This window comes from Gimesia sp., from assembly GCF_048262075.1.
Taxonomy (GTDB): Bacteria; Planctomycetota; Planctomycetia; order Planctomycetales; family Planctomycetaceae; genus Gimesia.
In genome coordinates, this window is the sequence record NZ_JBLXFK010000012.1 from 175,003 (window position 1) to 189,557 (window position 14,555).

At 52.2% G+C, this 14,555-nt stretch carries 12 protein-coding genes; 1 reads left to right on the forward strand and 11 read right to left on the reverse strand.

The features are described from left to right. Positions 1 to 39: 39 nt before the first annotated feature. The 10 genes from ACN0YH_RS21325 to ACN0YH_RS21370 form a co-directional block, all read right to left on the reverse strand. A complete protein-coding gene (locus tag ACN0YH_RS21325; protein ID WP_417381615.1) occupies positions 40 to 510 on the reverse strand; it encodes a hypothetical protein in 471 nt (156 codons plus the stop codon). Continuing rightward, positions 510 to 1,727, reverse strand: a complete 1,218-nt coding sequence (locus ACN0YH_RS21330; RefSeq protein WP_417381616.1) for a DNA polymerase Y family protein — start codon at positions 1,725 to 1,727, stop codon at positions 510 to 512. The genes ACN0YH_RS21325 and ACN0YH_RS21330 overlap by 1 nt, the downstream gene beginning before the upstream one ends. Before the next feature lie 170 nt (positions 1,728 to 1,897). Then, a complete protein-coding gene (locus ACN0YH_RS21335) occupies positions 1,898 to 3,490 on the reverse strand; it encodes an FMN-binding glutamate synthase family protein (RefSeq protein WP_417381617.1) in 1,593 nt (530 codons plus the stop codon). A gap of 71 nt (positions 3,491 to 3,561) precedes the next feature. Next, positions 3,562 to 4,998, reverse strand: coding sequence for a cytochrome b N-terminal domain-containing protein (locus ACN0YH_RS21340; RefSeq protein WP_417381618.1), 1,437 nt, complete (start codon positions 4,996 to 4,998; stop codon positions 3,562 to 3,564). Positions 4,999 to 5,033: 35 nt separating this feature from the next. Continuing rightward, positions 5,034 to 5,567, reverse strand: coding sequence for a ubiquinol-cytochrome c reductase iron-sulfur subunit (locus ACN0YH_RS21345; protein ID WP_417381619.1), 534 nt, complete (start codon positions 5,565 to 5,567; stop codon positions 5,034 to 5,036). Further along, positions 5,564 to 5,782, reverse strand: coding sequence for a hypothetical protein (locus tag ACN0YH_RS21350; protein WP_417381620.1), 219 nt, complete (start codon positions 5,780 to 5,782; stop codon positions 5,564 to 5,566). The genes ACN0YH_RS21345 and ACN0YH_RS21350 overlap by 4 nt, the downstream gene beginning before the upstream one ends. Continuing rightward, positions 5,779 to 6,618, reverse strand: coding sequence for a cytochrome c oxidase assembly protein (locus ACN0YH_RS21355; RefSeq protein ID WP_417381621.1), 840 nt, complete (start codon positions 6,616 to 6,618; stop codon positions 5,779 to 5,781). The genes ACN0YH_RS21350 and ACN0YH_RS21355 overlap by 4 nt, the downstream gene beginning before the upstream one ends. Continuing rightward, the gene (ctaD, locus tag ACN0YH_RS21360) at positions 6,615 to 8,879 is read right to left on the reverse strand and encodes a cytochrome c oxidase subunit I (protein WP_417381622.1); all 2,265 of its coding nucleotides are present in this window, start codon (positions 8,877 to 8,879) and stop codon (positions 6,615 to 6,617) included. Before ctaD ends, ACN0YH_RS21355 begins: the two co-directional genes overlap by 4 nt. After that, positions 8,876 to 9,841 (reverse strand): cytochrome c oxidase subunit II, encoded by a 966-nt coding sequence (coxB, locus tag ACN0YH_RS21365; RefSeq protein ID WP_417381623.1) that lies wholly within the window; start codon positions 9,839 to 9,841, stop codon positions 8,876 to 8,878. The genes ctaD and coxB overlap by 4 nt, the downstream gene beginning before the upstream one ends. Positions 9,842 to 10,241: 400 nt before the next feature. Continuing rightward, on the reverse strand, positions 10,242 to 11,369 hold the full coding sequence (locus ACN0YH_RS21370; RefSeq protein WP_417381624.1) for a serine hydrolase domain-containing protein: 1,128 nt from the start codon (positions 11,367 to 11,369) through the stop codon (positions 10,242 to 10,244). A gap of 145 nt (positions 11,370 to 11,514) precedes the next feature. Between ACN0YH_RS21370 and ACN0YH_RS21375 the strand changes: the two genes are divergently transcribed. Continuing rightward, positions 11,515 to 12,582, forward strand: a complete 1,068-nt coding sequence (locus tag ACN0YH_RS21375) for a DUF2920 family protein (RefSeq protein ID WP_417381625.1) — start codon at positions 11,515 to 11,517, stop codon at positions 12,580 to 12,582. Between the two features lie 29 nt (positions 12,583 to 12,611). Here ACN0YH_RS21375 and ACN0YH_RS21380 read toward each other — a convergent pair whose 3' ends face one another. Continuing rightward, positions 12,612 to 14,513 carry a heavy metal translocating P-type ATPase gene (locus ACN0YH_RS21380; RefSeq protein ID WP_417381626.1) on the reverse strand — a complete coding sequence of 634 codons (1,902 nt, stop codon included), beginning with the start codon at positions 14,511 to 14,513 and terminating at the stop codon, positions 12,612 to 12,614. Positions 14,514 to 14,555 lie beyond the last annotated feature (42 nt).

A 14,555-nucleotide genomic window follows, 5' to 3' on the forward strand; every position in this document is an offset into this window, starting at 1 on the left:
TTAGTTGGGATTGGATGGCTTGAACTGACTCCAGCGTTTTCAAATCTGCTCACCCAGAAAGACGGGTTCGCGGTGATAGCCGGTCATGACCTGGTAGTAGTGGGACGCGGGTTGCAGGAGCAGGTAGACGCAGGGGTGTTCGTGCTGATCGTGAATGATTGCGCCTTGAATGCCTTCTCTGATCTGAAACCAGACACCGCGTTCCAGTCCGAAGTTCGCGAGGATTTCTACCGGTTCGGGGTGGTACATGGACCAGGCGCCTGATTCGAGGGTGGCGACTTCACACCACCAGGCGAGAGGAGCGTTGCTGTGACGCTGTCGATTACCCCAGGGAAGGATCTGCAGTTCTCCCTGGTAAAAGACAGGGAGCAGGGGCTGACGATGCCGCTGCATGAACATGATTTCTTTGTCTGCTGTTTCCGAGCGCTGGATGATGCGTTCGTCGAGCTGGTGTTTGCGAATGAGTCTGGTGGGGATGTCCCGCCAGGCAATGGTGATCCCGGTGCACATTAGAAGCACATCTTTCCAGAAATGTCACAGATGTCATAGTTGTGTGTCGCGTCATGGTAGATTTCATGCAGCGGCAGTGTCTCGGCGCTGCGAATGGCAAACCGGCCCAGTTTTTGATTGATGTCCCGTTTGATCTGATCGAGGGGGCTTTGCGCGTCTTCGAAGAACAATGATTTCTGGATCCGGTCCCGCCAGGTCAGATTTTCGGCAATGATGTGCATATGGCTGACCGGGTGCGTGGTTGGTGCCGTCGCCAGCATGGGCATGACCGCATCATAAATCATGCGAAAGGATGCGGAAGGGACCGCCAGTGGCGTACGTCCCAGCCAGAGTGCGGTTTTATTGGCGTCGATCTGCAGGCTGATGTGCCGGGCATAGACGCGGTGATGATCAAGGGCTTCAATCAGGCGCTCGATATTTCGTACCGCCCAGGCACGAATACGATCGGTATCCATGGTCTTTCCGCCACACGAGCCGCCGCGGGCAATCGCTTTGTGAGGAGGGCGAGTGGTCTGAATCGGATTGACCGCATCACCTCGCAGTTCCCACCACAGGGCTTCCCCTTTAATGGTGAGCAGATTACGAATCAGCAGACGATCTGCCTGACGGTAGTCCCAGCAGGTGTGAATGTTTCTGTCGCGGAGTTTGCGCTCGCTACGGCTGCCGATGCCACATAGTTCCCCCACGGGTTGTGAGCGGAGAAACCGTTCACAGTCGCGCTCGATTATCTGCACGCCGAATGGTTTGGCGGCATCGCTGCCCAGTTTGGCAAGGGTGCGGGAGGGAGCAATTCCGATCGAGACCGGGACGCCGATTTCCTCCTGAACCAGTGTCTGCAAAGCCCGGGTGGCAGCTTCCAGGGGGAGTCGAAAATATCGCTGAAGCTCGGAGGCATCAAAAAACATTTCATCAATGCTGTAATATTCAACCAGGGGGCTGACAGTTTTGAGCAGATCGAGCAGTCGCCGGGAAATGACTTCGTACCAGCGAAAATCCCGCTTCACGAAAACGGCGTGCGGGCAGAGTTTCTTGGCTTCCCAGATCGGGTGTCCTGTTTTGACGCCATAGGCTTTGAGTTCGTAGCTCTTGGCGATGACACAGGCTCCCTGGTTACCCAGCACGCCACAGGGAACTCCGCGCAGACTGTAAGATCTGATTCTTTCGCAGCTTACATAGAAGCAGTCTGAGTCAATATGTCCAATGAGTGTGGTAACCATGCGGGGATGGTATCAAAGAATTGATGGAATACCACTGAACAGTGTTCGGATTGGTACCGGAATGATCTGTGCCAACGATCTGATTTTATGCAGGGACGAAGCGGCAATCTTTTTTGATGAAAGATCAGCTGAAATTGCAGGTGTTGAAAGGCTGTCAGCGGGAGTGCTGTTTAGCCGTGGTGTGTTTCAAAAGTGTTCGCGGAGGCCAGGTCCCAGACTTTTTTATAGACGGGATAAGGGCAATCGTTGAGCAGTTCACCCGGTTGCAGGAAATCGAAGGCTTCGTGGTAGGAAAGAACTTCGGTGCGTTTGGTTCTGAGGTAGATGTGCCACGGGCGAAGTTCATTGGGATGGTCGAGCCCTGCAGCTGCAATGACTTCCGCCAGCGCTTCCATCGTATTGTGGTGGAAATTATACGTGCGTTCGCTTTTATCTCCGACATTCAGGGCGCGTTGACGTCCGGGGTCCTGGGTCGCGACACCGACGGGACATTCATTGGTGTGGCAGGACTGGGCCTGAATGCAGCCGACTGCCATCATGAAGCCACGGGCGGAGTTGCACCAGTCGGCACCGATCGCCAGGGCACGGGACAGGGTAAAGGCCGAGCTGATTTTTCCTGCGGCGGCGATTTTAATTTTGTCTCTGAGATTACAGCCAACGAGTGCATTGTGAACGAAGATCAGACCTGTTTTCAAAGGCATTCCCATGTTATCAGAGAATTCCAGCGGCGCTGCCCCGGTTCCCCCTTCACCTCCGTCGACAGTAATGAAGTCGGGGAGAATGCCTGTCTGCAGCATGGCTTTGCAGACGCTGAGAAATTCAGAGGGGTGGCCGATACAGAGTTTGAAACCAATCGGTTTGCCGCCCGAGAGTTCGCGGAGTTGCGCGATATATTCGCAGAGACCGATGGGCGTATTGAAGGTATTATGGCCGGGGGGAGAAATACAGTCCTGCCCCATCAGAATCTTGCGGGTAGAGGCAATTTCAGGAGTGATTTTGGCAGCCGGCAGGACGCCGCCATGTCCTGGTTTGGCGCCTTGGGAGATTTTGATTTCGATCATCTTGACGGATTCATGAGCCGCCTGTTCCTGGAACAGATCAGGGTTAAAAGTCCCATCGTTATTACGGCAGCCAAAGTAGCCCGTACCGATTTGCCAGACCAGGTCCCCCCCGTTTTTGAGATGATAAGGGCTGACGCCCCCTTCGCCCGTGCAGTGATAGAAGTTGCCTTTTTTGGCTCCCGCATTCAATGCCAGTAGAGCATTCGGGCTGAGCGCACCAAAGCTCATGGCGGAGATATTAAGAATGGAGCAGGAGTAAGGCTGTTTGCATTCAGGGCCGCCGACGGTGGTACGGAAGAGTTCTTTTGATTTTGGACGAGGGGCCATGGAATGGTTGAGCCATTCGTATTCCTCGCCGTAGACATCCAGTTCGGTTCCAAAAGGTTTTAAACCATCAATGTTTTTGGCACGTTCATAAATCAAAGATCGGGCATCGTGATTGAAGGGACGCCCATCGATATTGCTTTCGATAAAATACTGATGAATTTCAGGACGGATCATTTCCAGCAGGAAACGCATGTGAGCAATGATCGGGTAATTACGGGTGATACTGTGACGCGTCTGTATCAGGTCCCAGGTTCCCAGCAACGCCAGGGGAATCAGGACCAGTAGCGCCCAGAGAAAATCACTTTCAACAGTCAGCCCGAGAATCAGGCAGAGCAGTGCTAAAACGATTGTCAGGATATACGCCGAATATCTCATGGAACTTACCTGTCAGAAGTGATGAGTTAATTTGATCTGAACTCGATGGAATCGCTTGTAATAAGACGATGTCAGGGTGTGGCGGTCGCTTGGGAATTATCCTCATGCATCACGCCCCGCGTCAGCAGGAAATCAACAATCAACTGTAATTCCTGATCACTGATGGAACTGGCAAAGGCAGGCATATTATGTCCGCCATTGTTGATGCGGATAATCAAATCGTCACGAGTCAGCAATTTCCCGATTTCTGTCAGTTCCGGACCACGATGCCCTCCATAGCCGCCGATATCGTGACAATACAGGCAGCCTTTAATGTGCATCAGTTTGGCCCCTTCAGCCAGCGGTCCCTGATCGGTGCCTACGATGGATGCCGGCAGAAATTTTACGCCAAAGTCGGGAGACCAGGGCTTTTTATATCCATAAATTGTTAATACCAGGAAGGCGACAAATCCGAAGATCACGGTGAAGCCGGCCCAGGGGCGTTTGGAAGGGGCGCGGTGCCCTTTGTTGGAAATCATGGGTAGAAAGAAGAGTCCGAGGAATCCCAGGACCGGTACTCCCAGGATGACCCAGGTTTCAAGCTGGGGAGGCAGCAGTGAAAGTACGGCGAAGTACCAGAGAAAGTACCAGTCGGGCAGTGGGTTTGCATTGATACTGCTGGGATTGGGGGGCGGATCCAGAGCGGGTGGCCCGAGAAACAGGGAACAGCCCAGGATGACAGCCACGATAATCGTAGAGAAGATCATATCCCGCCACATGGCATCAGGCCAGAAGGGGACGCCGGTTTTGTGAATCCGCTTTTCGTACTCTTCTTTATAGGTGTCCGGGTCAACCGGTTCTTTGACATCGGGCATTTCGGAAATCCCATGCCTCATGATCAGCAGCATGTGCAATCCGATGCCGGCAAAAATCAGAGCAGGCATGATGAAAACATGCATGGCAAAAAAGCGGGTGATGGTGGAACCGCCGACCGTTTCACCACCCAGAATAAAGTGAGCCAGTGTCGGGCCGATGATAGGGGTTCGCCCTGCCATTTCCGCAGCGACGGTAACCGACCAGACGCCGTTCGCATCCCAGCGTAATAACTGACCGGTGAATGCCATGCCGAGCACGACGAAGAGCAGCACGACCCCGCTCATCCAGTTCATTTCGCGTGGGTATTTATACGTGGCGTGCATGTAGACCTGCACCATGTGTATGACGGCGAGCATGACCATGGCGGAGGCGCCGTAATAATGCATGCCCCGTACCAGGCTGCCCAGCGGTGCTGTATTTGTAATGTAAACCAGGCTCTCGTAAGTGTTCTCCCCGCCCGGAACATAGGACATGGCCAGGCTGATTCCGGTCAGAACCTGAACCACAAAGGCACACAGAGTGGCGCTACCGAAGATATACCACCAGCGGGCGTTGTCGGGCACGAGATGGACCATCAGCGGAACAATGTAATCGGAAAAACCAATTCGATTGTCAATCCAGTTCCAGGTTCGAGTCAGGAAGTTGTCACTCATTCAGCCGGATACTCGCTTTTCATCAAAGGTGGTTTTCAGGTTAACTTTGTCAGCGTCAAAGGTGTGGGTGCTGTTTCAATTTCCACATGACCATTACGCACACGCACTTTCAGTCGATCCAATGGTTCGGGTGGAGGTCCAGCAGCGACCGTACCGTCTTCATAGTAAACGCCGCCATGACAGGGGCACATGAACAGTCGCGGGTCCTCAACCCAGCGAACCGGGCAACCCAGGTGTCGGCAGTTGATGGAAAAGGCGATGAATTCAGATTCGCTGGCGCGTCGGATCCAGGCACCGGCTTTGGCCGTCACACCAGACCAGACGACCGGAGAGGGGTCTTCATATTGTACGAGCACGAATCCACCAACTTTGAAGTCTTCAAGCTTACCGACCGTTCTCCATTGCTGTTTGGGTTTGCGAAAAACAGGTGCCAGAACGAAGCCGATTCCCGGTAAGGTGATTATAAGTCCAATCACCGCTGATAACCCGATGGAAAGACGGGTCAGAAACGTGCGGCGCTGCTGTTGCTGGCAACATGGTTGATCTGACTGAGGTTGTTCGGTATTCAAGGCGTTTCACTCCATGAGCTGTTGATCTCTTTCATCCAGGCCCAGATGCCTCCGACCATGACCATGATTCCGATCAGTGACATGCTCCAGTGTGTCAAAATTCCCCAGAACATAAACATGATACCCAGGGCGAGTGTTGCAGGGGCATACGTGGGCTGCAGTTCCGGTTCGGTGGTTTCTTCAGAATGTGTTTCGGGTAAATCGGGCTGATTCACTGATGTGCCTCCCTGAGAGAACCTGGTGTTGCCGTCGACTGTGGAGCCGGGACATGTTCGATATCAGCATACCAGCGTTTGAGAACGACCATAATCGCGGTCACGTAGAGTGAGCAGGGGGGGACCCACATCAGGAGTCCACCCAGTCGCTGGTCTGTCGCAGGAGTCAGTCCCTGGTCGTAGAGCAGATTCAGAATTCCGATGCGATCGACGGGGCTGGCAAACGCGGGACAGACGGAGATGACGGTGAACGTGATATAGATGCCCAGCAGCGTACAGGCCAGGCAGGCTGAAAACAGGTAAGCGACCGCCACCGCTGGATTCAAATGATACCGTTTGACAGGCGAAAAGACGGGCCACCAGAATGCCAGGCCAGCCAGCAGGAAGGTGGCATCCCGGAAAATTCCGAGTGAGTAGTTAACCGTCGATGCATTGCAGAAAGATGGGATATGCCAGAACCACATCACTCCCAGGCCACTAAGCCAACCCAGGAACGGGACGGCCATCACAGATCCCAGCCGGTTCATGAAAGGACGGCTGAACAGCGATTCCATGGCAGATTCAGATAGACTGAGCAGCAGAAACAGGGGGACTATCAATAAGAGCAACAGATGCTGAATGACGTGCGCACTGAACAGGTAGCCGTCGGAGAGAACGCCAATTGGGGAGACGTAGGCGAGTACCAGGGCAAACATTGAAGTCGCAAATGCTGTCACGCGTTTTCCTGTGGTGCCACGCTGTAACAGGAAATACATCCCGGTCAGTGCGAGGACCAACAGCCAGACGGGGGAATCCCATTTCCATAAACTGCTTGTCAGATCGAAATACGAACTCATTGCAGAAGCCCCAGATAAATAATTCCAAAGACGGCGATCCAGACGACATCGACAAAGTGCCAATACACGCCGACGGCTCCGAAGACGTGTGTTTTCTCAGATGTCAAATTTCCTTTGAGCCCCATCAGCAGCATGACAAACAGGGCAATCACACCGGCGGTCACGTGAATTCCGTGGAACCCGGTCACTGTGAAAAAAGTTGCTGAGAACAAGTCTGTATTGATACTGATATCACTCGTCAGGAGTCCCGTATATTCCCAGACCTGACCGGCGAGGAAGATGATGCCCAACAAAATGGTGAGGCCCAGGGAAAAGACAAACGCAGATTTTTTTCCGGCTTTCAAAAAACGTTCAGCGATCCAGAAAGTGATACTGCTGGCAATCAGGAACAGGCTGAAGATGCCAGTCCGTTTGACGTCCAGGACGGATGAAGTCACATCAGACAGCGTCTCGGGGGAACTGGCTTCGCCCACCGGTGCCATGAGTTTTGTATTGAAGACCACGTATGCGATCAGGAGCAGCAGGAAGAAGACTGCTTCGGAAGCGATGAATGACCAGGCAGCGATTTTGGCCAGGTTTCCGCGTCTGCCTTTATCTTCTGGAGTTTTTTCTTTTTTCCAGTCAGCATACTCCGGATGATTGATGTCCCAGACGGGACGTCGACTTTTCACTTCGGGGATGACTGGAAAGTTTTCCGGCGGAGGCGGCGAAGTGGTGGCCCATTCAAGCGTGAAGGCATCCCAGGGATTGTCGCCGGCAATTTTTCCGCTACGTAAACTTTTGAAGATATTCCAGAGAAAGACCAGGGTGCCGACTGCCATGAAAATGGCGCCCAGTGTCGCAATTCCATTCAGCATGGCCCAACCGGGATTGTCAGCATAGGTGTAGACGCGGCGGGGCATACCCATCAATCCCAGGAAATGCTGTACCATAAAAGTCATATTAAAGCCGAGAACCCAGAGCCAGAACTGCAGAATTCCGATGCGTTCATTCAGCATGCGTCCGGTCATTTTGGGGAACCAGTAGTAGGCTGCCGAGAATAAGGCGAAGACCAGTCCCCCGATCAGTACGTAGTGAAAGTGAGCAACTACGAAGTAGGTATCTGTCAGTTGCCAGTCAATCGGGACGGCAGCGAACATGATGCCCGTGAGCCCGCCAACTACAAACTGCAGTAGAAACGCGACTGCAAAATGTAGCGAGGTGTTAAACTGGATTTCTCCCCCCCAGAGTGTGGCGGTCCAGTTAAAGACTTTGATTCCTGTGGGGATGGCAATCAGCAGTGAACCGACGGCGAAAAAGATGTCGGCGTACATGCCCAGCCCGACGGCAAACATATGATGCGCCCAGACTCCGTAGCCGAGGAGGACAATTGCTACAGACGAGGCTGCGACGAAGGTATATCCGTAGATCGGTTTTCTAGAGAAGACGGGAATGACTTCTGAGATCATACCAAAGCCGGGCAGGATCAGGATGTAAACTTCGGGGTGACCGAAGATCCAGAAATAGTGCTGCCAGAGGACTGCGGAACCACCTCGTGTCGGATCGAAAAACGCGGAGCCTAACCAGCGGTCGATTAATAACATGGCCAGAGCCGAGTTGAGAGCGGGCAGAGCGAGGATGATTAGAATCGCCTGCATCAGCATCATCCACACAAACAGGGGGACGCGCTGCAGACTCATGCCTGGGGCCCGCAGATTGATAATCGTGGCAAAAATATTGATTGCCCCGGAGACAGAGCCGATGCCCATGATGAGCAGGCCGATGATCCAGTAATCGACTCCCTGCAGGGAACTGTAGGCTTTGGAAGAGAGGGGCACATAGCTGAACCAGCCGGCGTTTGGAGCCGATCCGGTCAGGAAGCTGAAGTGCAGCAGGGCTGCTCCGAAAAAGAACATCCAGAATCCAAAGGAGTTCAAGCGGGGAAACGCGACATCGCGTGCACCGATCATCAGGGGAACGAAATAATTGGCAAAGCCGGTTAAGACCGGCATACCTACGAGGAAGACCATCGTGGTGCCATGCATGGTGAAGAGCTGGTTGAACATTTCCGGTGAAAGAAACGTATTGTTGGGGAAAGCCAGCTGAATACGCATCAGCAGAGCTTCGAAGCCTCCGACCGCCAGATAGAATACGGCGGTGAGGATATACATGATGCCGATGCGTTTGTGGTCGAGTGTACCGACCCAGTCCAGCATGCGCGTGGAAGTCGGCTGGGGTTCAAGCATCGTGAGTTGTGGTTGTTCGACGGATCCTGTCGTCACTTGAGTGTCTCCAGGTAGGCTACGAGTTGTTTTAAGTTTGTGTCACTCAGCTTGAAGTCTGGCATTTTACATCCCGGTTTGAGCGCCTGGGGATTTTTGAGCCACAAAGCCAGATTTTCCGGTGTGTTTTCAATGACTCCTGCACCAATTTCCTTGCGGTTGGCAAAGTGGGTCAGGTCAGGACCAATCGTGGCAGCCGCTTCTGTTCCCTGAATGGTATGACATTGCGGGCAAGTTGCCTGGAAAAAATACTTTTTGCCGTCAGAGGCCAGGGGAGAGAGTAACCGGGGCTGTTCGGTGACCTGCTTCTCACTGGCTTCCCAGGTCTGAAATTCTTCGTCCGTATCAGCGTAGACTTTGAAGTTCATCCAGGCATGCTGAGCACCACAGTATTCAGAACAGCGTCCCTGATACGAACCCGGGTTTGTTGCCTGCAGCCAGATATAATTGTCTCTGCCCGGAATGGCATCGATCTTGCGTCCCAGTTGTGGAACCCAGAAACAATGGATCACATCGGCAGATGTAACCAGAATGCGGAATTTTTTGTCTTTACCCGCGGGCATATGAATTTCATTAGCGGTTATGATTCCGGATTTGGGATATTTCACTTCCCACCACCATTGATGACCGGTCACAATCAGATCGACATCATTGAAATTGGTCTTTCCATCGGGGTCTGCCTGGGGGATAGCATTGAGGGTGATGACGAGGTTGGCACTGATGGCGACCAGCCAGATGACAATGATCACAGGACCGATCATCCAGAAGATTTCTGATTTCTCGCTGCCAAAGTCCTGTTCGGGCAGTGTGTCACGGCGTCGGCCACGCGAGATGGCAATCAGGATTAAGCCTGATACGATCGCGAAGATGACAGCACTGATGAGTAATACCTGTAGAAATAAATTGTTAATGGCCTCTGCCTGCGGAGACGCGGGGTCAAGAACAGGAATCACAGAGTTCATAATCAATGCCTGGCATCTGGTATTCAAAGGTGTCTGTTTCGCGCTGATGTCTTGCTGGATCGGTGAGATGATCCCAGTAAAGATCCAGAATAAATCTGCATCTTCCCGGTCATTCTACTTTAGAAATGATTCTTTGAAGATGTGTGCTTTAAAATGGATGAGACTCAGTATAGTGGATTATTCTGAATAATGAATGTGAATTCATCAATTTCTAACATGAAAAAAAATGATCCTAGACCAAAATGGTTCGGGACCCAGATGAACTATCTTACCTACTTGTCTATGCGAATGATAATTCGAGCATCTTTGCTATACGGTCTTCATTTCCATCGTAATGAGCAGGAGCCAGACTTTAATTTATCGTAATTGTGGGGGACGTATTTCTGGACAGAAATTCTGTTCAATTAAAAGCAGACGCGATGATGTTTGACAGTTTTACCAGACGCCAGGGGGCTTGAGAACGAATGGCTGTGGTTAACAGCACTGCGAATCCATTGCGGCGGCGGTCCATCCAGACCATGGTTCCTGTTGCGCCAGTGTGTCCAAATACACTGCGGTCGAGCAGGTTTCCCCAACTCCCGGACTGACCAGGATGATTTAATCGCCAGCCCAGCCCCCAGGGCTGCGAGCGGCGGATGGGCTCAGGCAGATCCGGATAGTCATTTAATCGGTTGGTTGTTGCCATCTCCAGCATTGAGCGGGAGAGCAGACGCCGGTCTTGCACTTCGCCATAATTCAGCATGCACTGACAGAGGACTGCCATATCCGCGGGAGAGCTGAACATGCCCCCCCAGGGGACTCCCAGATCCTGCCAGTAATCACTGTTCCAGCCAAAGTTGGAGCCGATCTGATACTCCGGGGTTTCAACGCGGACCAGTCTTTCACGGGGAAAGTCACCACGTCCCAGCCAGGTATTCTGCAGATCCAGCGGTTTGATGATTTCATCCCGAACGTGTTGCGCAATGGTTTTTCGAGTCAATCGCTGTACGATTTCTGCGAGAATCAATGTGCCCATGCTCTGATAGCTGAGCCCGGTTCCCGCGGGTTGGAACAGGGGGACGGTATCGTAGATGGCTCCCTGGATAAACTGTTTGAGCGGCGCCCTGGACTGACGAAGTGCGACGTTATTTTCCAGCATATCAGGCATGCCCGAAGTGTGCGTAAACAGATGATGGACCAGAATGGATTCTTTGTGGTGTGCTGCAAAATCGGGAATATAGTGTGTAACGGGAAGTGAGAGAACCAGATCGCCTCGTTCTACCAGACGCAGTGCACTCATATAGACGATCGGTTTGGTAATAGAGGCCAGCAAAAACATACCATCAGACCGAATGGCTTCCGCGTTTTTTTCGGGTCCCTGTTTTCCAAAGAATTGAGGTTCGACCATCATACCGTACCGCCCGACAACAATGGCGGCTCCGGGAACACTGCCTGCTGCAGTCCACTCTTTCAGCAAACTTCCCGCCTGTTGCAACCGCTCGTTGTCGAGTTTGATTTCCTCTGGTTTTACAATCGGCAGTGAAGTCATGGGCTTCTTCCTGATAGGGTATGGTCAGTGTTGACTCTGCGGGATTCATTTACCATGATCGATCTCAGAGGGAGCGTCAAGCGATTGCTTGTTGAATTCCCGTAAATCCGTTTCTGCGTTGTTGTATTCAGTGAAGGTTCTTTTCATGATCCGATTACTATTTTCCAGCCTGGTATTTATACTCGCAGGGTTAGAGTGCTCTCTGTTGCAGGCAGCAGATTTACCAGAGCGGGACAGCACTTTTTCCATCGCGACACAGGAATGGCCGTTTCAGCCGGGACCACGGTCGGTCAAAGTGTATCTCTATTATCCGGGAAAAGACCTGAAGAATGTGAATGCCGAAACCGGGCTGATGCTCAATCTGCATAACTGGGGAGGGACGAATCATTCAGGGGCCGGGAATCCGGCGATACTCACTAAAGAGTTGAATGTGATTGCGATCTCGGTAGATTATGTACAAAGCGGCTCCTGGAGAGATCAGTCAGGTGCTCCCTACGATTTTGGTTATCTGCAGGCCATTGATGCATTACGGGCACTTTCACATGTCTACCATGCTTTAATCAAACAGAAGATCCCTTTTAATTCGCGTCGGATTTACTCCACCGGTGGATCGGGAGGAGGAAATGTGACGCTGATGTGTAATAAGTTTGCACCACATACCTTTACCTGTGTCGTTGATATCTGTGGAATGCCTCGTCTGTCGGATGATATCGCCTTTCATCTGCCGGGGGGCAGTAGTCTGGATGCCCGCTACAGTCAGGATCAAAATTCAGCAGATTATCTTGCACCCGGAGCACAGGAAATTCGTTTCATTGGGAATCCGGAACATCTTAAAGCGATGAAGACAATGGGGCATGCCGGGAAAATTGTGGTCATCCATGGAGCAGGGGATACGACCTGTCCTTATGAAGATGCAAAACAGATGGTTCAGAATATGCAGGCGGCGGACTTGGACGTTGAGGCAAAGTTTGTCACACAGGCTGATCTGGATGGCGTGATATTCAAATCAACGGGACATTCACTGGGTGACAGGACAAAGATGATTGTCAAATACGGTGGTCCGTATATTATTCCCGGCAAAGAGCAGTTTCGCTTGCGTCAGTCGTCGACTGATTTTGAGTTGCAGCAGGATGTGATCTATCCCACTTCGGATGGGCGCTATGTGATTTCCTATTCAAACGGAATTCCTGCAGTGCGATTTGAAGCGAAGTGAAGCGTCTCCCGTTGATTTTTCCTGCAACTTCAGGCAGGGCGATCAGGATTGAAATCAATAAGTTCTTTGGGCGGTAAAGCGACTCGTAGCGCATTTAGTACGGCAAGCACATCGATCACTTCCTGAGAGAGCGCACCTGCCACTGGAGGGAGATATCCCGCAGCAGCAAGTAGCATTCCCAACATACTCAAAGCCATGCCTCCGATGGCGCTTTGTAAAGCGATACGACGCATGCGGCGGCTGATATGCAGGAATTCATCAATCTTCCGTAGTGAACTGTCCATCACAATCACATCGGCGGCTTCGGTGGTCACATCACTGTTTTGGCCAAAGGCCATGCCTACGGTGGCTGCGACGAGGGCAGGTGCGTCGTTGATACCATCCCCTACAAAGATTGTATTGGCCTGACTGGTTTCTGCATTGACGATTTCCAGTTTTTGTTCGGGGCTCTGGCTGAAGTAGACATTTTCTATGCCAACCTCCTCAGCCAGATAACGAACTTCTGATTCCCGGTCACCGGAAACCAGCATGGTTTTCTGAATCTGGTGTCGCGGCGAAAGGTGTGAGATGAAAGAATGACCATCCGTGCGTGGGGTGTCACGAAATCGATAAATGCCGGCATATTGATCATCGATCAGGATCACGCATTCCAGGCCTCCTGCCTGTGGAGGCAGTTGATCTTCCAAAGCGGGTTGCTGTTTGAACAGCTTTTTGCGACTGGTGATCTGCACAGAATGCCCGGCAACAGTTCCCCGCATGCCCTGTCCCGGGGGCTCACTGATTTCGGTTGCTTCATGGCTGATCGCATTTGCTTCCTGCATTGTTTTTAAAATTGCACCGGCGAGGGGATGTTTGGAAAAACGCTCCAGGCTACCAACAAGTGAGAGAACTTCCAGTGGATCGAAGCCTGTTGCGCACAGTTGCTCGGTAAGATGAGGTTCTCCATAAGTCAGGGTTCCTGTTTTATCGAAGATAATGACGCGACAGGTGTCCGCTGTTTCTAACGCCGTGGGGTCACGGACAATGATGGCTCTCCTTGCGGCGAGGGAAATCGAGCCAATGATGGCGACCGGGATGGCAATCAGTAGCGGGCAGGGCGTCGCAACCACCATGACAGCCAGAAAGCGAACTGGATCACCGGATAGTCCCCAGGCAGCCAGTCCGATCAGCACTGCCAGTGGTGTGTACCAGGCGCCGAGTTTGTCAGCCATACGTCGCATTCGCGGACGATGCTGTTCAGAGGTCTGCATCACCTGCATGATTTTGGCATAGCGGGAGTCGACAGCTCGTTTTTCCGCGCGGATGACCAGAGCCGCTTCACCATTGATGGCTCCGGAAAGTACCTGGGAGCCCGGCGTTTTGGACATCATATAAGGCTCCCCCGTGAGGTAGGATTCGTCCATCACGCCATGACCTTCGATGACTATTCCATCTACAGGGCAGATCTCATGCGGGAAGATAGCAAGCGTGTCATTGACGGCAATCTGATCAAGGGCGATATCTTCTATATCGGCATCTGTCTTCTTGTGAGCAACAGATGGCATGCGATTACTGAGCGCCTGCAGTACAGAAGAAGCGCTACGGACGGCATAAGCTTCCAGCGCTTCACCGCCGGACAGCATCAGCACGACCAGGGAGCCTGCCAGATATTCATCGAGCAATACGGATACGACGATGGAGATTCCCGCCAGCAGGTCGGAGCCGAATTCTCGATGAACCATTTTGACCAGCAGTCCCCAGACCAGGGGAGTTCCCCCCAGCGCCAGTACGGACCAGAGAGGAAGGTTTTGTAGAAGATCAGAGCTACCTGTTCCATACCGCAGAATTAAATGGGCGGTGATCATAATGATCGTAAAAACAGCAATCAATGTTTCCAGAGATTTCCAGACAGGTGAACCCGGGCTCGATGGATTGGAGTTCGACACGCACATCCCTTTAATATTGAAATGGCAGAAATGTTTGAAAGCAAATGA